Consider the following 22,798-nt stretch of genomic DNA (forward strand, 5'->3'; position numbering starts at 1 on the left):
CATCGGTCTCAGGTGAGATCTCCCGGCACGAAGAAGCAGCCAGAGGCATCGGTGCGGGTGTGCGCGATGAGGTCATCGTCTTCGTCGAGCCGTCGCTGGGTCGCGATGAAGGTCTGCGGATCAGCCAGGTAGGCGATGAACAGCAGCCCCGCGCCCTCGGCCGGATCGAAGCTGTAGCTGCGTCGAAGCATCAACGCGCGACCGAGGTTCGCCGGATGGGCGCGACGGGCATGGCTGGTGCGCGGCGTCAGCGGATGCCCATCAGCCGCCTTGCTGAACAGATCGACGTCGTCGAGCGGTCCCCCGCCGGACAGCGGTGCGCCGGTGTCCTTGCGTCGCCCGATCGCGCGCTCCTGATCGGCATCCGAGAGCGCGATGAAGGAGGGGACGATCCGCATGCGCCGCAGCACCAGATGGGTGTCGCGGTGCTTCGCATCGGTCCAGACGCCCGCCGCGAGCAGCTCGGCGGTTCTCGGGTTCACGATCCCGTCCACGAATCCGGTCGATGTCCGGGCCGTGCCGTGCGGAGTCGGTGCGTCCCGATACCCGCTCCGCTCCCACTCGAGGACGTGATCGCCCAGCATTCTGCGGATGCCGACGACGATCTGCGTGACCGCCGCCGCCGTCTCCGCACAGACCTGCAGCGCGAGATCTCCGCCGGTGGCGACGCTCTCTTCATCGTGGGCGAAGGCCGGCAGCTCGATCATGGCCGAGGCCCGTTCGCCCCAGAGCGACCGGGCCACCGCAGGAGCGAACCCGACCGTGACGGTGGGCTCGCCCGCGTCCTCGGGGAGCGCAGGCAACTCCTGCGAAACGCGGATCGCGAGCTCGCGAATCGCCGATGCGTCCCGGCCCGGGACACTCACGACGCCGACCCAGACGTACCGCTGGGGAATCGCCGGCCAGGTGATTCCTGGACGCCGCTCCGCCGACGGCAGGGGGCTCGCCGATGGAGACGCCGCCGCACCGCCCGGTTGCTCTCCCGGCTGGGTGTCGGCGGGTGCATCGGATTCGCCGGCCCGGCCCAGCGCCCATCCGGCGGCTCCGGCGACCAGCGCGGTTCCGGCGGCGGCGAACAGTCCCCGCCGGGTGGGCGGCGCGGGGCTGGATGCCTCCTCCGGGGTGGCGGCATCCGCTTCGTCTGAACCGTTCACCCGTTCCCCTCGGCGAGCAGGTCGACGGCGGGTGGGACGATTCCGGAAAGGTCGGGAAGCTCGACACGATCCGGCAGGGAGCGCGGCTCCTCTGTCATGTCTTTCAGGCCGGTGCGCTCGGGAGGCAGTGGCACGTCCGAGAACACCACACCGTCCGGGGCCGGCGGCTGCCGGAAGACGCCGGCGGGGAGAGGATCCGCACACCCGGCTGAGGTGAGCTCAGCCGGATCGGCTGTCGCTCCTGCCCCCAGTTCGAAGCAGTTGTTCGAGCCGAGGGCGGCCGCGGCGGGCGTGAATGCCGCATCAAGGGCGTTGCCGCCCCAGGCGTTCCCCGACACGCGAGTGCCCATCGGCGCGAAATCCTCTGACGAGGTGACCCAGATCCCCACCGAAGCATTGCCGGAGATCGTGTTCGCGCGCACCTCCGCGTCGACGGTGCCCGCGAGTCCGACGCCGATGCCGAACGCGCCGCCGGCATGCACCGGCGTCTCGTGCTCGTTGTTGTCCGCGATGAGATTGCCAACGATCTGCACCGACGCCGTGGGACCGTGCGCCTCCAGATAATTGCTCAGGACGCTGATGCCGATGCGATTGCCGACGATGCGGTTGCCCTGCACGACGACCTGCGAAGCGTTCGCCAGCTCGAGGCCGGCGGCGTTGGAGACGAGCACGTTGTCCTGCACCAGCGCGTTGCAGTCTTCGCACTGCCCGACATAGATGCCGGAATCGGAGCCGCCACTGGCCAGATTGTCGCGGATGACCCCGCCGGTGCGGTTGAACGCATAGATCCCGTACAACCCGTTGTTCTGCGCCGTCACGGCCTGCACGAGATACCCCGGCACCGGAGGCGGGGTATCGCCCGGCAGGTATCCGTCGGGGCCGCGTGCGACGCCCGCGCCGCTTTCGTCTGTGACTCCCGTGATCAGCACGCCGTTCTGCAGGAAGTTGCGCACCGTGAGGTTCTCGACGGTCACCCGCTCTCCGGTGCCGACCACGCCGTTGCTGCGTGTGAGTTCACCGTCGAGAACAACGCCATTCCGATCGAGCCCTCGAACCGTCACGTCGTCGGCGTGGACCTCGAGCGAGTCGGTGTACGTTCCGGGCGAGATCAGGATGATCCCCCCATCGGCGATGAGGGTGCCCGCCTCGCCCAGCGTCGCGTCCTCGGGAACGCGCACGAGATCACGGGCAGCAGGCTCGGGGGCGCTCGCGGCGCAGCCGACCAGGGATGCCGCGATCACCGCCACGGTAGCCACCACCGAGGAGCGAATGAATCGTGTTCTCACGCTGCCAACCTTTGTCCCTGAATCGATCGGTCAATCATCGCAGAGCTCATCACCGCCCTCAGCGGCGCTGCCGCCTCTCGAGGACGGCGCTTCGAGGGATACGGGCTGGAGACGCGAACAAGACAGGCGGGCCGGCCATCGCATGATGACCGGCCCACCTGTCTACTGGGCCTTACTGGGCCGACGTTGCCGTCTGGCGCCGACGGAGCGCCACGAGCCCACCACCGATGAGGAGGAGCATCAGGCCGGCGACGATGGAGATCGTCATGGGCCCACCACCGGTGATAGCCAGCGGCGGCTGAGCCTTGACCACACCGGCATCGATCGTCAGATCCTCCTGGTTCTCGGGGGTGACCTCGAACTCCGGGGTCACACCGATCAGCGGGTTCCCCGTCGTCGGCGTCGGGTTCGAGTCGACAGTGTCGTCGTCGCCCGCATTCGGCGGCGTGAAGGTGTTGCCCTCAGGAAGCGTGAACCGCACCCGGTAGGTGCCGCACTCGACGCCCTCGAACAGGTACGAACCATCCGCACCCGTTGTCACAGTGGCGACGACGTCGCCGTCTGCGTTCAGGAGCTCGACCTTGACACCCGCGATGCCGGCCTCGCCCGCATCTTGGATCCCATCCCTGTCCTCGTCCAACCAGACGAAGTCACCGATGGTGCACACCGGCGCCTCGGGAACCACGCCGGCGTCGATCGTGAGATCCTCCGGGTCCACCGGGGTGACCTCGAACTCCGGGGTCACCCCGATCAGCGGGTTCTCCTGCGTCGGAACCGGGTTCGAGTCCACCGAAGTGTCATCACCCGCATCCGGCGTCGTGAACGTGTGGCCCTCAGGAAGCGTGAACCGCACCCGGTAGGTGCCGCACTCGACATCCTCGAACAGGTACGCACCTGCAGCATCGGTCGTCACGGTGGCGACCACTGCACCTTCGGCGTTCAGCAGCTCGACGGTGACGCCGGCAATACCGACTTCACTTTCGTCCTGGATGCCATCAGCATCCACATCGACCCAGACGAAGTTGCCGATGGTGCAGAGAACCGGAACGATACCGGCGTCGATCGTCAGATCCTCCGGGTTCTCCGGCGTGACCTCGAACTCCGGAGTCACACCGACCAGCGGGTTCTCGTCCGACGGCGTCGGGTTCGAGTCGACAGTGGTGTCATTCCCGGCGTCCGGCGTCGTGAACTCGTAACCGGCGGGGATGGTGAACTGCACACGGTAGGTCGCGCACTCCACACCCTCGAACAGGTACCCACCGTTCGCATCGGTCGTGGTCGTCGCGACGACCTCGCCCTCGGCGTCGAGCAGCTCCACGGTGGCACCCGCGACCGGGGCCTCGCCCGCGTCCTGGATTCCGTCGCGATCCGCGTCGACCCAGACGAAGTCACCCACGGTGCACACGGGCACCTCGGGAACCACACCGGCGTCGATCGTGAGATCCTCCGGGTCGACCGGGGTGACCTCGAACTCCGGAGTCACCCCGATCAGCGGGTTCTCCTGCGTCGGAACCGGGTTCGAGTCCACCGCAGTGTCATCACCCGCATCCGGCGTCGTGAACGTGTTGCCCTCAGGAAGGGTGAACCGCACCCGGTAGGTGCCGCACTCGACGTCCTCGAACAGGTACGAACCATCCGCACCCGTCGTGGCCGTCTCGACGACGTTGCCTTCAGCATCGAGCAGCTCGACGGTGACACCGGCGATACCCACTTCACTTTCGTCCTGGATGCCATCAGCATCCACATCGACCCAGACGAAGTTGCCGATGGTGCAGAGAACCGGAACGATACCGGCATCGATCGTGAGATCCTCCGGGTTCTCCGGGGTGACCTCGAACTCCGGAGTCACACCGACCAGCGGGTTCTCGTCCGACGGCGTCGGGTTCGAGTCCACCTCGGTGTCGTCGCCCGCCGTCGGCGTGGTGAAGGTGTTGCCCTCGGGGATCGTGAACCGCACCCGGTAGGTGCCGCACTCGATGTCGTCGAACAGGTACGCGCCTGCAGCATCGGTCGTCACAGTGGCGACCACTGCACCCTCAGCGTTCAGCAGCTCGACCGTGACACCGGCGACCGGGGCTTCGCCCTGGTCCTGAATGCCGTCGCGATCCGCATCGAGCCAGACGAAGTCACCCACGGTGCACAGCACCTCGGGGACGATGCCCGCATCGATCGTGAGGTCCTCGTTGTTCTCCTCGGTGACGGTGAACTCCGGGGTCAGGCCCACGAGCGGGTTCTCCTGCGTCGGCGTCGGGTTCGAGTCCACCTCGGTGTCGTCGCCCGCCGTCGGCGTGGTGAAGGTGTTGCCCTCGGGGATCGTGAACCGCACCCGGTAGGTGCCGCACTCGATGTCGTCGAACAGGTACCCGCCGTTGGCGTCGGTCGTGGCCGTCTCGACGACGTCACCCTCAGCGTTCAGCAGCTCGACCGTGACACCGGCAACGCCAGCCTCAGCGGCATCCTGCACGCCATCGCGATCCGCATCGACCCACACGAAGTCACCCACGGTGCACAGCACGTCAGGGACCGGGACGATACCGGCGTCGATCGTCAGATCCTCCGGGTTCTCCGGGGTGACCTCGAACTCCGGAGTCACACCGATCAGCGGGTTCTCCTGCGTCGGCGTCGGGTTCGAGTCCACCGCAGTGTCATCACCCGCATCCGGCGTCGTGAAGGTGTTGCCCTCAGGGATCGTGAACCGCACCCGGTAGGTCGCGCACTCCACACCGGAGAACACGTATCCGCCGTTCGCGTCCGTCTGGACGGTCGCGACGACGTCGCCTTCTGCGTTCAGCAGCTCGACGGTGACACCGGCAACGCCAGCCTCCCCGGCATCCTGCACGCCATCAGCATCCGTGTCGACCCAGACGAAGTCGCCCACGGTGCACAACGGCGCCTCCGGGACCACACCGGCGTCGATGGTCAGGTCTTCGCGGTTCTGCGGGGTGACCTCGAACTGCGGAGTCACGCCGATGAGCGGATTCTCCTGTGTGTGGGTGGGGTTCGAGTCGACAGCACGGTCATCGCCGGTCGCGGTCGAGGTGAACGTGTGGCCCTCGGGGATCGTGAAGCGCACGCTGTAGGTCGTGCACTCGACGTCCTCGAAGAGGTAAGCGCCTGCAGCGTCGGTCGTGGTGGTGTCCACAACGTTGCCTTCAGCATCCAGCAGCTCGACGGTCGCACCCTCGACACCGGCCTCACCGGCATCCTGGATTCCGTTCTCGTTCGCATCGACCCAGACGAAGTCGCCCACGGTGCAGAGCTCAGATTCCGGGACGATACCCGCGTCGATCGTCAGATCCTCCGGGCTCTCCGGGGTGACCTCGAACTCCGGAGTCACACCGACCAGCGGGTTCTCGTCCGACGGCGTCGGGTTCGAGTCCACGGCAGTGTCCGCACCCGCCCCAGGCGTCGTGAACGTGTTGCCCTCGGAGATCGTGAACCGCACCCGGTAGGTGCCGCAGTCGATGCCCTCGAAGAGATAGGCGCCATTGGCGTCTGTCGTCGTCGTGTCCACGACATTGCCCTCGGCGTCAAGCAGCTCCACGGTCGCACCGGCGACGCCGGCCTCGCCCTGGTCCTGAAGGCCGTTCTCGTTCGCGTCGACCCAGACGAAGTCACCCACGGTGCACTCCGTCGGCGGGACGATCAGGCCGGCGTCGATCGTGTGATCGTTGTGGCCGGGGCCACCCACCGTGACCGGAGCGCGTCCGTTCGCCGGGTCCACGTTGGAGTCGATCTCCCGCGTGGCGGCAGCGGCGTCGTCACCACGGCCGGTCCAGGACAGCTGCGACGGTTCGGTGACACCGAACTCCGCAAGGCCTGAAACGTCGGCGGTCGAGGAGTCGAACGCCACCGTGTAGGTGAGGTCGGGCGCGATGTCGGAGAAGTAGTACTCGCCGTTCGCATCGGTCACGACCGGGTCGACGCCGGCGACCGGCTGGCCGCCCTCGTCGAGCAGGGTCACGGTGACACCGGGGACGGCCGGCTCGCCGGCATCCTGGATGCCGTCACGGTCGGCGTCGAACCACACGCGGTTGCCGATCTCGACCGGTGCCGCATTCACGAGCGCCTGCAGGTCACCGAGACCGCCCGACTTCTCGAAGCTGCCCTCGTGACCCGACTGGGTCACCTGGTAGCCGTTGGAGTTGCTGCCGTCGGTCGCGCTGCTCCAGCGGATGCCGGTGCGCGATGCACCCTCGGTCGGGTCCATGGCCGTCGTCACGACGTCCTCGAAACCGGCGATGGAAGCCAGGCCGCCGAGCGTGATCTCGTTGTGCTGGCGCTGGTCGTTGCTCGCGTTGATGAAGGAGTCGTCGATGAACTCGCGCCCGCCGGGGCCCTGGTTCGGGAGCGTGCCCGAGGTTTCCAGGTCTCCGACGACGCCGTCGTTCTCGAGCACGTACGAACCGTCACCCTGCACACCGGCGACGAGCGTGTCGCCGGCCGAGACGCCCTGTGTGAGATCGGTCTGGCCGTCCAGCGGGCCGTAGTTCTCGTTGCCGAGCTGCCATCCGGAGCGGTCTGCCAGGCCGAGAACAAGGTTGCCCTCGCTCGTGAACGTGAGGTCGGTGAGCATGGCCTGCGACCAGTTCATCATCGGCGCAGGGTCGCTGAGGTTCGCGAAGGAGTACAGGTCGCGGTCGTAGTCGGCCGCGGTCGTCCAGCTCTTCCAAGTGAAGAAGCGCGAGTCGATGCCGTCTGATCCGGGCGAGCCCTTGACGTAGTCGAGCCCGGTCGCGAAGATCTGCGATCCGGCGGTGCCGAGCGGCGTGAGATCGGCATCGGATGCCGCACGCACGAACAGCTGCTGGTCCGTCACCGCGGCGTTCCCGTTGCCCTCGCCGGTCTGCACGTAGCCGATGTAGACCTGACCGTGATGCACCTCGATGGCCCACGGACGCTCGCCCTCGACGAGGTTCAGCGGAATGCGGGTGGCCTCGGTCGGGTTCGCGATGTCGATCGCGTAGAGGTTCTTGTCGAACAGGTTGACGAAGTACAGCGTCTTCTGGTCAGAGCTGACCTCGATGTCGCCGATGCCGATCTTGCCGATCGCGTCATAGGCCTGCGTGTCGTGAGCCGGGTTCGTCGGGCCGTTCAGGCCACGGGCGTCCCAGTCGATCGTGCTCTCGCCGAGGTCGACGGTGCCGCCGCCCGCGATGGGCAGGCCCTGCACGTCGAGCCATTCCTCGACGGCTCCGGGCGTGCCGAGGGTGCCGCCTTCGTTCAGGGCGTTCGGGACGAGGTAGATGCCGCCGAGGCCGAGGGGACCGAGGTCGGAGTGACGCTGCAGCGTCGCCGAGCTGAAGAGGTCGCCCGTGGTGCGCCGGTAGGCAGTACCCCACAGCGATCCGGTCTCGCTGTACTCGGCGAGGGTGGTGCGCTGGTCGTACTCGCCGTTGCCGTTGAGAGTCGCATCCCACGGCACGCTCACGATGGAGGGGCGCTCGGCGGTGGAGAAACCATCACGCAGACCCGTCCAGCGGATCGGCAGAGCGAGCGGCACGCTGCCGCCCTGCGAGTAGTCGTCGGGCGCGTTGACGCCGTAGTCGATGTCGGTGGCGCCGATGGTGACGAACTGCACGCTGGTGCCGTTTCCGGCTCCGTGCGAAGCGGGCTCGTACCCTGCCGGCACACCGGTGAACTGGACGCGCACGTCATCCGTCGCGGCGTCCACGACGTCAAGGGTGTAGGTGCCGTCGGCTGCGGACTGCGCCGTTCCGACTGCCGCCCCCGCGGAGTCGTACGCCGTGACCGTCACTCCGGCCAGCGGCTGGTCGGCGAGAGGGTCGGAATCGAACACCCCGTTGCTCGCCAGGTCTCGGAAGACCATGCCGGTGACCGTCCCGGATGCTGCACTCGCTGGTGCGCTCATGAACAGGATGCTGCTGGCGGCAAGCGCGACAGTGGCTATTCCCGCGGTGGCCGCGCGCAACGGTGTGCGCGCGTGTGGACTGAATCTCTCGAACATGGGGCTCCCCATCCCAGGGTGAGCAGGTCCGACCGACGGTCTCCCCTGCCCACGACAACCAACGGGCCGCAGCGCGGCCCGTTCTTCGTTTCGAAAATTACCGAGAAGGCGGGAAGCGCCACAACGTGGGAAAAAACGATGCGTCAGGAGAAAATGTTCGGCTCCGCTTCGTCCATGATGCGGCTAGTACGATCGGGGCGTGCGGTGTCGCAGATCGACTTCATTCCGCGTCATCCTCGCCTCGGTTCTGCTGCTGGGCTCGATGGCCGGCTGTGCGGCGACGCCATCGGAGCCTGACCCGCAGCCGCTGAGCGTGGAGGAAGCGGAGCTCTTCGCGGTCACGCGCTTCCACAACTTCGATCTCGGAACGCGGTCGTTCACCTTGTCATCTCCGGATGCTGCGGGCGAGGTTGCCGTGAGCGGCTACGTCGACTTTCCCGATGGCCTCGTCTACGGGGCCGTCACCCAAGACGGCACGCCCGTCGGCCTATTGAAGGCATCGGCCCAGACGCTATCGATCCGCGAGCAACCGACGACGAGCGAGCCCATCCTGCCGATCCCGGAAGATGGGTGGCTGAGTCAGGAGTTCGATCCGTCGGACTCCGCCCTTGCGGGGGCCATCGCGGTACTGGTCTCCCTCGGGTCCGACCGACCCGAGAACCCGCAGCTGCTGCGGCAGTCCGATGCGGTCTCGCTCGGCACAGAAGACATTCGCACCGAATCCGGGAGCGTCACCGCGCAGGTGCTGGTCGGTCCGAGCGCCTCAGGCGGGTCTGCGCAGCCGATCGAGGATCGCGCGCACTACTGGGTGCTGAGCGATGGCACGCTCCTCCGCGTCGAGCTTCCCCGCGGCGACGATGCGTCACCGGTCGTCATCGAGTTCGCCGACGCCGAGGGCGTCGATCTCGGAGAAGGTCTCACTTCGGACTAGCGTTCCCGCTCACAATTGGCAAACGGTTGCCAACCTTCCATTTCGGGTGTTAGCCTGTGCCGGAAAGCCTGGGGATGGCTGGAAAAACTGCACGTTCGGCGAGCACTCGATGCATCGTCAGCGCAGAGTTCCGATGGAGGTGCTCGTGTACTCGGTTGAGACGCTGACCACGCGCGACCCCTCGCAGCGGATCCAGGGTGAGTGGTGGATGAGTCAGGTGTCGTCGCTCCTCGCGCCGCATCGGGTCGATCTCTCCACGGACTGCTCCGCCGACGTCGTGCGCCAGCGATCCACCCGGTATCAGGTCGTCGGATGGCGTGAGGAGTGCCCGGGAGTGGCGCGTTCACCGCACCAGCCCCATCACGTTCCGCCCGAGGTGGCGTCCTTCTACATTCCCTTCGTCAACGACACCGGAGCTCTATCGGTCAGCGGCGCTCGCGATTCGGGGAGGCCTTGGGGCGCCCTGGTCTGTGCGGATTCCGAGCTTCTCGAGCTTCGCGACGGAAATGGCTTCGCCTATATGGCACTGATCATCCATCGCGACCGGGTCCGGATGCCTCCACCGGACAACGCCGGAGATCCCGCCCCCCTCCACCTCGATCTCAGTCGAGGCATCGGGCGAATCCTGAAGGACCAGCTCCGGCTCGTCCATCAGGAACGCGATCATCTGGATGTCACCTCATTCGACCTCATGCTCGACCACGTCGTCGACCTCCTGGTGATGCTCGCCAATCCCGCGTCGACGGAGCCCCCCACAGAGTTGTCCTGGGCGCTGCTCGCGTCGCTCCGGCAGATCATCCGGGAACGCGCCCATGACCCCGCGCTCGACGGCTTCGCGCTGGCCGCGCGCCTCGGGTGGTCCTTGCGACACGTGCAGACGCAACTTCGCCTGCACGGAACCACGCCATCCGACCTCATCCGGGAGGAGCGTCTCAAGGTCGCTCGGCGCCTCCTGAAGGACCCCGAGTCACGAGCACTGAGCATCGGGCAGATCTCAACCGCATCCGGGTTCCGCGACCTGAGCACCTTCAGTAACTCCTATCAACGACGCTATGGCGAACGGCCATCGGCCACGCGCGTGCGGCGGATCACCACTCCGGTACCGACGCGCGCGATCGCCGAGAAGTCGGAACCCTTGTCGATTCTCTCGATCCCGGCCCCATGACGAAAACTGCACTGGCACCGGCACCTGTCGGCCGACTCGGCGCCGACCGGTGCCGCGACAGCGAAGTGAGCAGGCTTCAGCCGGCGAGCGTCAACAGCATCCGTGCGAGCGCGTAGCGGGTGTGCCCGCGGGAAGTGCGCGGGTCGTACCCCAGGGTCTCCACGAGAGAGGCCAGGCGTTCTTGCACGCTGGAATGATGCCTTCCCAGACGGATGGCGGCCGCCCGCACACTGTGCTCGTCGATGACAGCATCCAGCAGTTCGAGACTGCGCTCATCCAGGCGGGCCAGGGCAGTCACGTCGGGATGCGGGGGTTCGCCGTCCGCCGCCTGGGCGACGATGAGCCCGAGACCGAGCTCATCGGCGTGGATCACCCGCTCCGCCGGACTGGAAAGTCGCGCGGCGACCAGAGCAGCCGACCAGGATGCCGGGATCTGTGCGCCGGAGACGGCAAGTCCCACGCCGAGACGCAGGCCTGAGGCGTCACCCCACGCCTGCAGCGCGTCACTGGCGGCATCCACAATCGTCGCGCGGGTGAGGCCGTGGCGGGTCGCGACCACGGCGGACGGATGCTGCGGCAGCGGTGCCGGCTCCGGCGGCGAGGCGACGACACGCACCGGACCGGCGGGCAAGCGAAGCCTCGACACGGCCGCTGCCCGCTCCTCCGTGTTCGCGTACGTGCTGATCGCGAGCTCGACGGCGCTCTCCGCCCCGACGGAGCGACGCGCGCGGATGATGCCGAGCGCCAGCGCGAGCCGCTCGAGGATCATCGCGTCGTTCGTGTGGGGCGCGCCCTCGCGCTCGATCCAGGCGACGGCATCCGTTCCGACTTCCCGCAGCGTCCAGGCATCGCCGGGATCGACGGGATCGATGCGCACGCCGTCGGCCCGGATTCGGACGAGCTGCCGGCCGTCGCGCTGCCCGACCGTGGCTCCGCTGAGCACGGCCGCCCCCCGCAGCATGCTCTCGACGCCGACGGAGTGCTGGACGAGCGCATCGAAGTAGGAGACGACTTTGAGCGTCTCGCTCGCATCCGGGTCGAGGGCGGTGAGCCGCCCCAGCAGATCTTGCATGTCGGGCTCCATCGCGCGGGAGTTCCACCCTATGGGGTCGCGCACCGCGACCCCACAGGGTGCGAGTTCAACCGAGCAGGCGGTTCACCCAGTTGTCGCGCGCGGCGGCGGTCGCCTGCGACACGGCGGCGTGGGGTGCGAACATGTCGAACCCGTGGAAACCGCCGGCCCAGACGTGCAGTTCGGCCTGGACCCCGTCTTTCCAGAGCTTCGTCGCGTAGGCCACATCCTCATCGCGGAAGACCTCGGCGCTGCCGCAGTCGATGAACGCAGGTGGAAGCCCGGAGAGATCGGTGGCCCTCGCCGGCGAGGCGTACACCGAGACGTCGGCGGAGCCGCGGCGGTCTCCGAGCAGTGCGGTCCAGCCCGTGAGATTCGACCCTCGGTCCCAGACACCGATGCCGTCGATCTGCTGCGCCGATACTGTCGAGTCGCGGTCGTCGAGCATCGGGCAGATGAGCAGCTGCCCGATCAGCGCCGGCCCCTTCCGGTCCCGAGCGAGCAGGGCCGTGCCGGCGGCCAGCCCACCGCCCGCGCTTGCGCCGCCGATCAGCAACCGGTTCGGATCGACTCCCAGCTCCTGCGCGTTCTCCGCGGTCCAGACCAATCCGGCATAGCAGTCCTCGACCGGGTAGGGATCGGGGAACTCCGGTGCGAGCCGGTACTCGACCGTCACGATCGCCCCGTTGTACCGCTCCGCCCAATCGAGGAAGCCGACGACTCCGAGCCAACGGTTGCCGATGATCATGCCGCCGCCGTGCGTGTGGAAGAAGCCGGGACCGGTCCCCGTGCGCCCCTCCTTCTCGATCACCGTGACGATGATCTCTCCACCCTCATGACCGGCGATGGTGACATCGCGCCAGGTGAAGCCGCGATCGGCGAGCACCTGCAGCGTCTCGTCCGAACCGCCGACGGGCGCCTGCCGGAGCAGCGGGATCATCTCCGCCGTCAGGGTGGGAGGGATCTGGTCGCCGATGAGCGCGAGAGCCGCCTCGAGTTCGGGATCGAAGGGCGGGCGAAGAGTGACGTCAGTCATCAGAACTCCTTTGTTCTCGGCCGCCAGCGCAGCGGCGCTCCGCCAGCCTCCTGCACGTCGCACACGAGCGTAACCCGCCGAGCGCGGCCGATCCGTCGACGATCGACCGCCGAGTGGCGGGTCCTGGGCCTGCTCGAGTCGCCTTCTCTCCGTACGCCGTTCAATCGATCGGGACGCGATGGATGCCGAGGTCGGTGCGACCGGGAAGCAGATCCGCTCGGAGTGCTCGGGTGCCGTGGTACTCGCCGTCGCGGAGCCGGCGAAACGGGGCGCTCGGCGACTCTTCGCGGATCCCGGAGAGCCGTTCGACCAGCCGCGCGCTCTCGTGATCGACCCCCGTCGACTCCAACCCGTCGGCGTCGTGGACGACGTGCAGGTCGAGCGGCTCGATCCCCGTGTACCAGAGGGTGCCATGGGTGAGCGGGAACAGCAACGAGTCCACGTCGCCGCTCACGCCCCGCTCTCCGAGGGAACGGTCGTCCTCACCGGCGGTCACGATCACGAGGGCACGGCGCCCGGCGAGCAGGCCGTCGCCGTAGCGCAGAGGCAGACCGGTGTGCGGGTCGAGCGGACCGTAGGCGAACCCGTTGGTCAGCACGCGATCGAACCACCCTTTGAGGATCGCCGGGGGTCCGTACCACCACAGCGGGAACTGGAGCACGACGAGATCGGCTGCCTGGAGCTTGCGCTGCTCCTCGCTCACATCGGACGGCACCTGCCCCTCGGCATACGCCTCGCCCATGAGGTCGACGACGTTGCCTTCCCTCCCCTGCGGGTCGCCCAGATCCGGGGCCGCGAGCACAGGGTCGAACTGCTGGCGATAGAGGTCGGTCGTCTGCACGTCGTAGTCGCGCGACAGCGCCTCCCGCCCGTCACGGAACAGCCGGGCGTTGAACGAGTTCTCCTGGGGGTGCGCGTAGATCCAGTGGACGGTCGGGCGCGTTGCGGACACGGGCGGCCTTTCTTCAGCGGGATTCGCGGACAGAGGGCTTGGGCGCGCGCCTCCAGAGCGGCAGGAGCGCTGCGGCGACGACCATCCCGGTCGCAAGGAGGAGCGCGACGATGAAGCCGCGATGCCCGACGATCGAGGCGATCGTGCCGAGCACGGCGATTCCGAGGCCGCCGCCGAGGGCGAAGCCGACCTCCTGGATCGCCCCGACCTGGCCGGCGTCGTCGTCGGTCGTCACGTCGAAGAGGGTCGTCGCGGCGAGCGTGGCCGCGATCCCGAACCCCACCCCGACCAGCACGAGCGGGATCGCAACGAGATCGACCCCTGTCGCGAGCCAGGCGAGTCCCGCCCCCTGCACCATGAGCGCCAGCACTGTCAGCGCTGGTGACGTCAGCCATCGGAGGAACAAGGGTGCGAGCACCCCGCCGAGCGCGATCGCCACCGCCTGCGGAAGGATCGCGATCCCGGCTTCGGCCGCGCTGTACCCCCTGGCATCCTGCAGGTGCAGACTCACCAGGAGCACGGATGCCGTCGACACACCGCCGCTCGCCACGATGCGCACGATGGCAGGGCTGAACCCGGGCACTCGGAAGAGTCGCATGTCGATGAGGGGTTCGCGCAGGGTGCGCTGGCGGCGGATGAAGAACACGAGCGTCACGACCGCGACGAGTCCTGCGATGCCCGCGGCGAGCGGAGCCGCGAGCACCTCGTGCAGGGCGAAGACGAGAGCCCCGAGGGCGACGATCGACGACACGATGCTGAGGATGTCCCACGACGGTGGCCGCGAGCTGCGGGAATCAGGAACGAGCCAGATCGCGAGCACGCCGGCGACGACCGCGAGCGGCACGCTGCCCAGCAATAGCCAGCGCCACCCTGGGCCCTCCGTGACGAGTCCGCCGAGCACCGGACCCAGAGCGCTGCCTGCGCCGAAGGTCGCGGTCCACAGCCCGTATGCCAGCACGCGCTGGCGTGCGTGATAGTGCGCTCCGATCGTGGCCACGACGCCGGCCACGACGAAGGCCTCGGCGACGCCGAGCAGAGCCCGCACCACGACCAGCAGCATCCCGTCCTGGGCGAACCCGCCCACGGCATTGAGCACTGCGAAGCCGGCGAGCCCGAGGAGCACGATCCGTTTGCGCCCGAACGCGTCGCCGATCCGCGCGGCGATGATCAGCGTCGCGGCGAGAGAGAGCGCATAGACGTCGACGAGCCAGAGAGCGCCGCTGTCACTGAGGGTGAGGTCGCCTCGGATCGCCGGAAGCGCTGTCGACATGCTGCTGATCGCGAGCGCGCCGATCAGGATGCCGAGAAACAGCGGGATCATGGCGAGCCACGGGTGGAGGGCCGAGCGGGGGCGAGCGGCTATTACGGGTGTCGGGAAGGTCACCATCTCAGTCTCAGGGGCGAGTACACTTCTGACAAGTACGGTCATTGAGGGTACATAGTGACCTTTTGGATACTATGGCGCGAATGGAAGGCAGACCGATGAGGGAGAAAACGGAGCGCATCATCCGGGACTGGGCAGACGCGTGCGACGCCGAGGTCTCGATCGCGGTGCTCGGCGGGGCCTGGAAGCCCAGCATCCTCAGCCTTCTCGGCCAGCACGAGGTGCTGCGGTTCGGCGAGCTCAGCAGGCTGCTCGACGAGCCGACCGCTCGCGTGCTGACCCGACAGTTGCGCGAGCTGGAAGACGACGGGCTCGTCATCCGCACTGTCTATCGGCAGGTCCCACCCAAGGTCGAGTACCGGCTGAGCGACCTCGGCCGGGGGGCGATGCCGCTCGTCGACGCGCTGACGAGCTGGGGCGGTCGCTACGCCGCGCACCAGCGACGCGAGCTGGCACGGACGGCAGCCGAGCCCGAGCTGCTCGTCGAACTCGAGGCCGCCGACGCGCGCTGACCTCGAGGGTCCTGTTGCGGGTCGGCGGCGGAATGCTCGTCGCCCGCCGAAACAGCCGACAGCCCGCCGATAGACTGGGAACCATGTCCAAGGTCCTCCAGTCCCTGCCCGTCGGCGAGCGCGTCGGCATCGCTTTCTCGGGGGGCCTCGACACCTCCGTGGCCGTCGCGTGGATGCGCGAGAAGGGCGCGGTGCCCTTCACCTATACGGGCGACCTCGGCCAGCCCGACGAGGGCGACATCGAATCGATCCCCGGTCGTGCGCTCGAGTACGGCGCCGAGGCCGCGCGCCTGATCGACTGCAAGACCGCTCTGGTCGAGGAGGGCTTCGTCGCCCTCGCCTGCGGCGCCTTCCACATCCGCTCCGGCGGCAAGACGTACTTCAACACGACGCCCCTCGGCCGCGCGGTCACCGGCACGCTGCTGGTGCGCGCGATGAAGGAGGACGGCGTCGACATCTGGGGCGACGGCTCGACTTACAAGGGCAACGACATCGAGCGGTTCTACCGCTACGGACTGCTCGCGAACCCGCGTCTGCGCATCTACAAGCCGTGGCTCGACGCCGACTTCGTCACCGAACTCGGCGGCCGCAAGGAGATGAGCGACTGGCTCGTCGCCCACGACTTCCCGTACCGCGACTCCGCCGAGAAGGCGTACTCCACCGACGCGAACATCTGGGGCGCGACGCACGAGGCGAAGACGCTCGAGCACCTCGACGTCTCGCTCGAGACGGTCGACCCGATCATGGGCGTGAAGTTCTGGGACCCCTCCGTCGCGATCGAGACCGAAGACGTCACCGTCACCTTCGAGAAGGGGCGCCCGGTCGCGCTCAACGGCGTCGAGTACTCCGACCCGGTCGCGCTGGTGCTGGAGGCGAACACGATCGGCGGCCGCCACGGCCTCGGCATGAGCGACCAGATCGAGAACCGCATCATCGAGGCGAAGTCTCGCGGCATCTACGAGGCGCCCGCGATGGCACTGCTGTTCATCGCCTACGAGCGCCTGGTCAACGGCATCCTCAACGAAGACACCCTCGCCACGTACCACGAGCAGGGACGCCGTCTCGGGCGCCTGATGTACGAAGGCCGCTGGCTCGAGCCGCAGTCGCTGATGCTGCGCGAGTCGATCCAGCGCTGGGTCGGGTCCACGATCTCCGGCACCGTCACGATCCGCCTGCGTCGCGGTGACGACTGGACCATCCTCGACACGGTCTCCCCGAACCTTTCGTACGGCCCGGAGAAGCTCTCGATGGAGCGGGTCGGCGACGCCGCGTTCGGCCCGGTGGACCGCATCGGACAGCTCACGATGCGCAACCTCGACATCGCGGACTCGCGTGCCCGCCTCGAGCAGTACGCGGGGCTGGGTCTCGTGGGCGGTGCGACCGCCGAACTGGTCGGCCGCGTGACCGCCGGCGAATCCGGCGAGATCACGGAAGCCGTTCACGGCTCGATCTCCGAGGCCGACGAGTCGCTCGCGGATGCGGTGGACACGGCATCCGAGGGCGCGGCCTTCGACTCCGGCACCGACTGACGCTTCTCCTCGATGGGGGCGGATGCTGCGGCATCCGTCCCCATCGTCGTTTCTGCGCTCTCGCTGTGAGTCCGCCGAACTATCTTGCACATGACTGTGCATGTTAGCTACGATGGACGCATGTCCACCCGTGCACCCCGCAGCGATGCCAGAGCGAATCGCGCCGGTATCCTCGCCGCCGCGAGCGAGACGCTCGCCCACGACCCCCATGCTTCGGTCGATGTGATCGCCCGCAGCGCCGGTCTCTCGCGCCGCACCCTGTACGGACACTTCGACGACCGCGACGCTCTCATCCGAGAGCTCATCGCCAACGGAGCCCAGCGCTTCAACGCCATCGCCGAGTCCGTCACCGACGCCGACTCCCGACTCGCCCTCGCGCGCCTCGCCGCACGCCTCTGGCAGGAGGCCGCGCACGTGCAGGTCGCCGCCGCGCTCGCACTCGACGAGGCCCATGTCGAGCACACCGCCGCGGCGCTCGCCCCGCTGCGGCGCGCCGTCGCCGCTCTGGTCACCCGTGGGCAGGGTGACGGCAGCTTCCGCACCGACCTGGCCGCCCCGACGCTCGCACGGCTCATCGAAGAGATGGCCCGCACCGTCGTCGCTCGCACCGATGCGGCGAGCGCGGGCGCCGCAAGCCTCGCCGTCCGCGTCGTGCTCTCGATCGCCGGGCTGTCCTGGCACGAGGCCGACGAGCTCCTCGCCGCACACCCCGACATCAGCGTCGACGCATGATGTCGCCGATCGACGGCCACATGCCCAACGCCTGGAGCGTCTTCCGGCGCGACGTGCGCCGACTGGCCCGCGTGAGCAAGGCGTGGATCATCATCATCGGCGTCATCGTGACGCCCTCCCTCTACGCGTGGTTCAACATCGTCGCCTTCTGGGACCCGTACGCGAACACCCAGAACGTCAGCGTCGCGATCGTGAACCAGGACGACGGAGCGACATCGGATCTGACCGGTGACATCGACGTGGGCGGCGAACTCGTCAGCCAGCTCAAGGAGAACGACCAGCTCGGCTGGGAGTTCATGGACGAGGACGAAGCGATGGACGCCGTCCGGAGCGGGCGGAGCTACGCGGCGATCGTCATCCCCGAGGATTTCAGCCGCGACTTCATCAGCATCACGAGCGGCGAGTTCACGCGCCCCGTCCTGCGGTACTTCGTCAACGAGAAGGCGAACGCCATCGCCCCGAAGATCACCGATGTCGGCGCCTCGACGCTCGACACTCAGATCAACAGCACCTTCGTGTCCGTGGTCGCCGAGGCCGTCACCGGGCAGCTGAAGGATGCCGGTGAAGACGCCGAAGGCCGACTGGGCGACGCCCGCGACACCACCGTCACGGCCCTCGATGACGCCGTCGGCAAGGTCAGCACCGCACGCCAGGGCATCACCACGCTGCAGACCGGGCTCACCGATGCGCAGACCAGGCTCGACGACGCCGTGTCGACGCTGGGCGAGGTCGACAACACGCTCGGCGAGGTGCAGAGCGCCGTCGCCCAGGCCCAGACCATCGCCGCCGAGGCGCAGCAGGAACTGCTCACCTTCACCGACAAGGTGACATCCGCCTACGTCTCGGGGGCCACCCTGCTCGCCGACGCGTCCTCGAAGATGAACGCCTCGATCGCGACCCTGTCGACCAGCCTGCGACAGGCGAACGTCGCGGTGGGTTCTGCCATCGATGACCTCTCCGCCGTGATCAAGGCCAACGGCACCGCGCTCGGCGAGCTGCAGGCCGTCCTCGACAAGACCGATCCCGGCTCCGCGGCAGCCCAACAGCTCAGCAAGGCGATCGACGACCTGAAGGAGCGCAACGCCGCCGACCAGCAGGTGCTCGACCAGCTGAAGCAGCTGAACAGCGACGTCTCGAGCACAATCGATTCGGTCAAGGCGGCCGCGAACACGGTCAATTCCGCCGTGGGCACCGCCGCGACCTCGGCGGGCACCATCCGCGATGCGCTCATGCAGAGCGTCCCCGAACTCAACCGTGCGATGTCGGCGCTGTCCTCCAGTGCGGATGCGTTCTCGTCGGCCCTGGGCGCACAGCGCACCCAGGTGACGCAGGCACAGAACCTGCTGACCGGCATGAGGACTCAGCTCGCGGCGACCGCCGAGGCACTCACCGCGCTCGACGGCAACCTCGTCACCGCGCAGTCCGGACTGGGCGGTGTGCGCACCGATGTGCTGGCGCTCAGCGCCGCCGACATCTGGAATCGGCTCAGCACGATCGGCGGATTGGATGCCGAACAGATCGCCCAGTTCATGGCCTCGCCTGTCGAGGTGCACGAGAACGTCCTGTTCCCCACGAAGGCCTACGGCTCGGCGATGGCCGCCCTGTTCACCAACCTGTCGCTGTGGATCGGCGCGTTCGTGCTGATGGTCATCATGCGTCTCGAGGTCGACACCGAGGGTGTGGAAGGCGTCTCCGTGCGGCAGGCATATTTGGGACGCTGGATGCTGCTGGCATCGATCGCCGTGTTCCAGGCCGTGCTCGTCTGCGTGGGCAACCTGGTCATCGGCGTCCAGACGGCGAACCCGTTCGCGTTCGTCGGGACCGGTGTGCTCATCGGCCTGGCCTATCTCAGCATCATCTACGCGCTGTCGGTGTGCTTCGGCTACGTCGGCAAGGGTCTCTGCATCCTGCTGGTGATCTTCCAGATCCCGGGAGCATCCGGGCTCTACCCGATCGAGATGATGCCGGACTTCTTCCGCGGGCTGTACCCGTTCCTGCCGTTCACCTACGGCATCGACGCACTCCGTGAGACCATCAGCGGCTTCTACGACGGCCACTACTGGCAGTTCATGGGAGCGCTCGCCGTCTTCGTCGTGCTGGCATTCACACTCGGGCTGTTCCTGCGTCGACGGCTGGGGAACTTCGCGCTTCTGTTCAACAGTCGGCTGGCGGAGAGCCAACTGCTGGTGAGCGAGGACGTGCAGATCACCGGTCGCCGCCGGACGCCGGAGATCATCCGCGCACTGACCGACGGCGACGGCTACCGCGCCGAGGTCGCCCAACGCGTTCGACGGTTCTCCGACCGGTACCCGACCCTGCTGCGGCTCACCCTGATCGTGGGGGTCGCCGTCATGGCGCTGCTCGGCCTCGTCGCCTGGCTGCTCCCGGAAGCGAAGGTGACGATGCTCGGCCTGTGGGCACTGTGGTGCCTGATCCTCATCGCCGTCCTGGTCACGCTCGAGTACGTCAAGCAGAGCATCCAGCAAGCCGCCGAAGTGGGGGAGATGCCGGAGGCCGATCTGCGCGATGCGCTGGCCGTCGAGATCGGGCGTGATGCGCTTCTTCTCCCCGTGTCTCACGACGCAACCGACGCCGAGACCTCGACCGCGCGCACCGCCGTGCTCGAGCGGCCGCACGTGGTCGCCGACGACACCGCCGTTCTGGAAGATCTCTTCGCGGACGATCCCGACCCGACACCGGACAAGGACGACGCCGAGGAGCTTGCGACCCAACCGGTCGCGGAACAGGCGGAGTCGGATACCGGGCTCCCCGGCGAATCCACCGACGATGGGCCCTCCGGACGTGGGGGCGCCGATCTCGACGACACGGAAGACGACACGAAGCGGCCGGACGACGGCCCCGATCAGGAACGGCAGGAGCGCGAATGAAGAACATCCTGCAGGTGTTCCGGCACGACCTGCGCCGGGCGACGAGCAACGTCATGGCCGTCATCGTGCTGTTCGGACTGGTCATCATCCCTTCGCTGTTCACCTGGTTCAACGTCATGGCCAGCTGGAATCCGTTCGAGAACACCAAGAACCTGACCGTCGCGGTCGCCAACACCGACGAGGGATATCAGAGCGATCTTGTTCCGATCCGCCTGAACGTCGGCGAGCAGGTGCAGTCGGCGCTGCGCGCGAACGACGATCTGCACTGGGTGTTCACCTCGAAGGAAGAGGCGATCGACGGCACGAAATCCGGCGAGTACTACGCCGCGATCGTGCTTCCGCCGACCTTCAGCGCCGACATGATGGCCTTCTACTCGAACGGCGCCGAGCGCACCGAGATCGAGTACTACACCAACGAGAAGAAGAACGCCCTCGCTCCGAAGATCACCGAGCAGGGTGCAGGCGAGGTCTCCACCACGATCAACGAGGTGTTCACGGAGAAGCTCAGCGAGGCCGGCCTGAACATCATCACCTCACTGTCCACGTATCTCGACGACGCCGACACGCAGGCGACGCTGTCGCGTCTGCAGGCACACGTCAGCGAAGTGGCCGCGCAACTGCGCGCCGGCTCGGCGACGGCCGACATGTTCACGTCTCTGATCGCCTCGAGCAGACCCCTGGTCGACAGTGCCTCCGAGCTCGCAACGGCGTCCGGCGATGCGCTGCGCGGCGCCACCGGCGCACTGGGCAACGGGAAAGATGCCGCCCAGTCGCTGAAGGACATTCTCGCCTCGACGGCGGCGACGCTCGGCGGCGCCCTGTCCGGCACGGCCGACAGCTATCAGGCCGTCGCCGACAGCGTCGACGACGTGTTCTCGTCGATGAGCGCTCAGTCGCAGAGCTCGGCGGACACGATCCGAGCCGTGGCGGCCCGGGTGCAGACGCAGATCGACCAGCAGCAGGAGCTGCGCGACACCCTGGTGAACGACGTTCGCCCGCTCCTGCCCGAGTCGGCGCTGGACTCGTTCGATCGGGCCGTGTCGCGGATCGATGGCGCGATCGCGCGACAGCAGGAGCTGCACGATCGCCTCGACGAAGCAGCGACGCACATCACCGACACCGATGCCGACGTTCAGGCCACGCACGCCGAGATCACCGGCCTGATCGCCGAGGCGAAGGCTGCCGTGAATGATGCTCAGAACGCCTACACCGGCAGCCTGCAGCCGAAACTCGATGCGCTCGCCGAGACTCTCGCCGTCATCGGCGGCAACATCGACTCGATCGGCAGCGATCTCTCTTCCGTGGCGGAGTCGCTCTCCGGATCCGACTCCCTGAGCACGGCCCTGGCGGGCGCCGAGTCCCTGACGACCGACATCTCGGGCTCGCTCACCGAGACAGCAGATCGTTTCGATGCCCTCGCGGCCGCGCTGACGAAGGCCATCGATACCGGTGACCTCAGCGAACTCACGAAGGTCATCGGTGCGGATCCGCGGGCGCTGGCAACCCATCTCGCGGAACCCGTGTCCCTCGAGCGGGTCCCGGTCTTCTCGGTCGTCAGCTTCGGCGCGGCGATGACTCCGCTCTACACCGTGCTCGCGCTCTGGGTGGGAGCACTCCTGATCTCGGTGTCGATCCGCGTCGACCCTCCGCAGGGCGCGGCCACCGAACTTCCTCTCCTCTCCCCCACTCAGACGTACCTCGGCAGGTTCGGCATCTTCGCGCTCGTCGGGTTCCTGCAGAGCACGCTCGTGTGTCTCGGCAGCGTGCTGTTCACCCAGGTGCAGCCGGAGCATCCGTTCCTGCTCATCCTGACCGGGTGGGTGATGTCGCTGGTGTTCACGCTGATCATCTACACGTTCGTGGTGACCTTCGGAAACGCCGGAAAGGCGTTGGCCGTGCTGATGCTCGTCGTGCAGATCTCCAGTTCCGGTGGCGCCTACCCGCTGCAGGTGCTTCCGCAGTGGTTCCAGAACGTCAGCCCGTTCCTGCCTGCCACACACGCGGTCAACGCGATGCGCTCCGCGATCGCCGGCATCTACAACAACGACTTCTGGGTCTCGCTGGGCTTGCTGTCCGCGTTCATCGTGCCCGCCCTGCTGCTCGGCCTGGTGCTGCGCCTGCCGCTCATCGGCTTCAACAAGAAGCTGCTGCGCGCCCTGGCGTCCACGAAACTCATGTGACGCGCGTGC

General features: G+C 67.7%; 14 protein-coding genes. 7 read left to right on the forward strand and 7 right to left on the reverse strand.

Annotated elements, in window-relative coordinates:
• Window positions 1–8 precede the first annotated feature (8 nt).
• The 3 genes from LTA6_RS05755 to LTA6_RS05765 all read right to left on the reverse strand — a co-directional run bounded on the left by LTA6_RS05755 (window position 9) and on the right by LTA6_RS05765 (window position 8,312).
• Window positions 9–1,154: a Dyp-type peroxidase gene (locus LTA6_RS05755; RefSeq protein WP_341976594.1), complete on the reverse strand. Its 1,146-nt coding sequence runs from the start codon at window positions 1,152–1,154 to the stop codon at window positions 9–11.
• Window positions 1,151–2,440 carry a NosD domain-containing protein gene (locus LTA6_RS05760; protein ID WP_341976595.1) on the reverse strand — a complete coding sequence of 430 codons (1,290 nt, stop codon included), beginning with the start codon at window positions 2,438–2,440 and terminating at the stop codon, window positions 1,151–1,153. Before LTA6_RS05760 ends, LTA6_RS05755 begins: the two co-directional genes overlap by 4 nt.
• A gap of 172 nt (window positions 2,441–2,612) precedes the next feature.
• Window positions 2,613–8,312 carry an SdrD B-like domain-containing protein gene (locus LTA6_RS05765; RefSeq protein WP_341976596.1) on the reverse strand — a complete coding sequence of 1,900 codons (5,700 nt, stop codon included), beginning with the start codon at window positions 8,310–8,312 and terminating at the stop codon, window positions 2,613–2,615.
• A 295-nt stretch (window positions 8,313–8,607) separates the two neighbouring features.
• Here LTA6_RS05765 and LTA6_RS05770 point away from each other — a divergent pair, with 295 nt between their 5' ends.
• Both LTA6_RS05770 and LTA6_RS05775 read left to right on the forward strand, forming a co-directional pair.
• Window positions 8,608–9,339, forward strand: a complete 732-nt coding sequence (locus LTA6_RS05770; protein ID WP_341976597.1) for a hypothetical protein — start codon at window positions 8,608–8,610, stop codon at window positions 9,337–9,339.
• A 133-nt stretch (window positions 9,340–9,472) separates the two neighbouring features.
• Window positions 9,473–10,504, forward strand: coding sequence for a helix-turn-helix transcriptional regulator (locus tag LTA6_RS05775; protein WP_407358902.1), 1,032 nt, complete (start codon window positions 9,473–9,475; stop codon window positions 10,502–10,504).
• A 76-nt stretch (window positions 10,505–10,580) separates the two neighbouring features.
• Here the strand turns inward: LTA6_RS05775 and LTA6_RS05780 are convergent, their stop codons facing one another.
• The 4 genes from LTA6_RS05780 to LTA6_RS05795 all read right to left on the reverse strand — a co-directional run bounded on the left by LTA6_RS05780 (window position 10,581) and on the right by LTA6_RS05795 (window position 14,885).
• Window positions 10,581–11,576 (reverse strand): hypothetical protein, encoded by a 996-nt coding sequence (locus LTA6_RS05780; RefSeq protein ID WP_407358903.1) that lies wholly within the window; start codon window positions 11,574–11,576, stop codon window positions 10,581–10,583.
• Between the two features lie 67 nt (window positions 11,577–11,643).
• The gene (locus LTA6_RS05785) at window positions 11,644–12,612 is read right to left on the reverse strand and encodes an alpha/beta hydrolase (RefSeq protein ID WP_363550123.1); all 969 of its coding nucleotides are present in this window, start codon (window positions 12,610–12,612) and stop codon (window positions 11,644–11,646) included.
• Window positions 12,613–12,772: 160 nt separating this feature from the next.
• On the reverse strand, window positions 12,773–13,564 hold the full coding sequence (locus tag LTA6_RS05790) for an NAD(P)H-dependent oxidoreductase (RefSeq protein ID WP_407358904.1): 792 nt from the start codon (window positions 13,562–13,564) through the stop codon (window positions 12,773–12,775).
• Between the two features lie 13 nt (window positions 13,565–13,577).
• The gene (locus LTA6_RS05795) at window positions 13,578–14,885 is read right to left on the reverse strand and encodes an MFS transporter (RefSeq protein ID WP_407358905.1); all 1,308 of its coding nucleotides are present in this window, start codon (window positions 14,883–14,885) and stop codon (window positions 13,578–13,580) included.
• A 161-nt stretch (window positions 14,886–15,046) separates the two neighbouring features.
• Here LTA6_RS05795 and LTA6_RS05800 point away from each other — a divergent pair, with 161 nt between their 5' ends.
• The 5 genes from LTA6_RS05800 (at window position 15,047) to LTA6_RS05820 (ending at window position 22,789) form a co-directional block, all read left to right on the forward strand.
• Window positions 15,047–15,460 (forward strand): helix-turn-helix domain-containing protein, encoded by a 414-nt coding sequence (locus LTA6_RS05800; protein WP_341976603.1) that lies wholly within the window; start codon window positions 15,047–15,049, stop codon window positions 15,458–15,460.
• A gap of 83 nt (window positions 15,461–15,543) precedes the next feature.
• Window positions 15,544–16,989, forward strand: coding sequence for an argininosuccinate synthase (gene argG / locus LTA6_RS05805; RefSeq protein ID WP_407358906.1), 1,446 nt, complete (start codon window positions 15,544–15,546; stop codon window positions 16,987–16,989).
• A 120-nt stretch (window positions 16,990–17,109) separates the two neighbouring features.
• Window positions 17,110–17,721, forward strand: coding sequence for a helix-turn-helix domain-containing protein (locus LTA6_RS05810; RefSeq protein ID WP_341976605.1), 612 nt, complete (start codon window positions 17,110–17,112; stop codon window positions 17,719–17,721).
• Window positions 17,718–20,609, forward strand: a complete 2,892-nt coding sequence (locus tag LTA6_RS05815) for a YhgE/Pip family protein (protein ID WP_407358907.1) — start codon at window positions 17,718–17,720, stop codon at window positions 20,607–20,609. The genes LTA6_RS05810 and LTA6_RS05815 overlap by 4 nt, the downstream gene beginning before the upstream one ends.
• A complete protein-coding gene (locus LTA6_RS05820) occupies window positions 20,606–22,789 on the forward strand; it encodes a YhgE/Pip family protein (RefSeq protein ID WP_407358908.1) in 2,184 nt (727 codons plus the stop codon). The genes LTA6_RS05815 and LTA6_RS05820 overlap by 4 nt, the downstream gene beginning before the upstream one ends.
• Window positions 22,790–22,798: the final 9 nt, after the last annotated feature.

This window comes from Microbacterium sp. LTA6 (assembly GCF_045690355.1).
Taxonomy (GTDB): domain Bacteria; phylum Actinomycetota; class Actinomycetes; order Actinomycetales; family Microbacteriaceae; genus Microbacterium.

Excerpts from the sequence above, each read along its gene's own strand:
- LTA6_RS05765 (WP_341976596.1), bottom strand. The coding sequence starts at position 8,312 with ATGAGCGCACCAGCGAGTGCAGCATCCGGGACGGTCACCGGCATGGTC.
- LTA6_RS05775 (WP_407358902.1), top strand. The coding sequence starts at position 9,473 with ATGGAGGTGCTCGTGTACTCGGTTGAGACGCTGACCACGCGCGACCCC.
- LTA6_RS05780 (WP_407358903.1), bottom strand. The coding sequence starts at position 11,576 with ATGCAAGATCTGCTGGGGCGGCTCACCGCCCTCGACCCGGATGCGAGC.
- LTA6_RS05785 (WP_363550123.1), bottom strand. The coding sequence starts at position 12,612 with ATGACTGACGTCACTCTTCGCCCGCCCTTCGATCCCGAACTCGAGGCG.
- LTA6_RS05795 (WP_407358905.1), bottom strand. The coding sequence starts at position 14,885 with ATGATCCCGCTGTTTCTCGGCATCCTGATCGGCGCGCTCGCGATCAGC.
- LTA6_RS05800 (WP_341976603.1), top strand. The coding sequence starts at position 15,047 with ATGAGGGAGAAAACGGAGCGCATCATCCGGGACTGGGCAGACGCGTGC.
- argG (WP_407358906.1), top strand. The coding sequence starts at position 15,544 with ATGTCCAAGGTCCTCCAGTCCCTGCCCGTCGGCGAGCGCGTCGGCATC.
- LTA6_RS05810 (WP_341976605.1), top strand. The coding sequence starts at position 17,110 with ATGTCCACCCGTGCACCCCGCAGCGATGCCAGAGCGAATCGCGCCGGT.
- LTA6_RS05815 (WP_407358907.1), top strand. The coding sequence starts at position 17,718 with ATGATGTCGCCGATCGACGGCCACATGCCCAACGCCTGGAGCGTCTTC.
- LTA6_RS05820 (WP_407358908.1), top strand. The coding sequence starts at position 20,606 with ATGAAGAACATCCTGCAGGTGTTCCGGCACGACCTGCGCCGGGCGACG.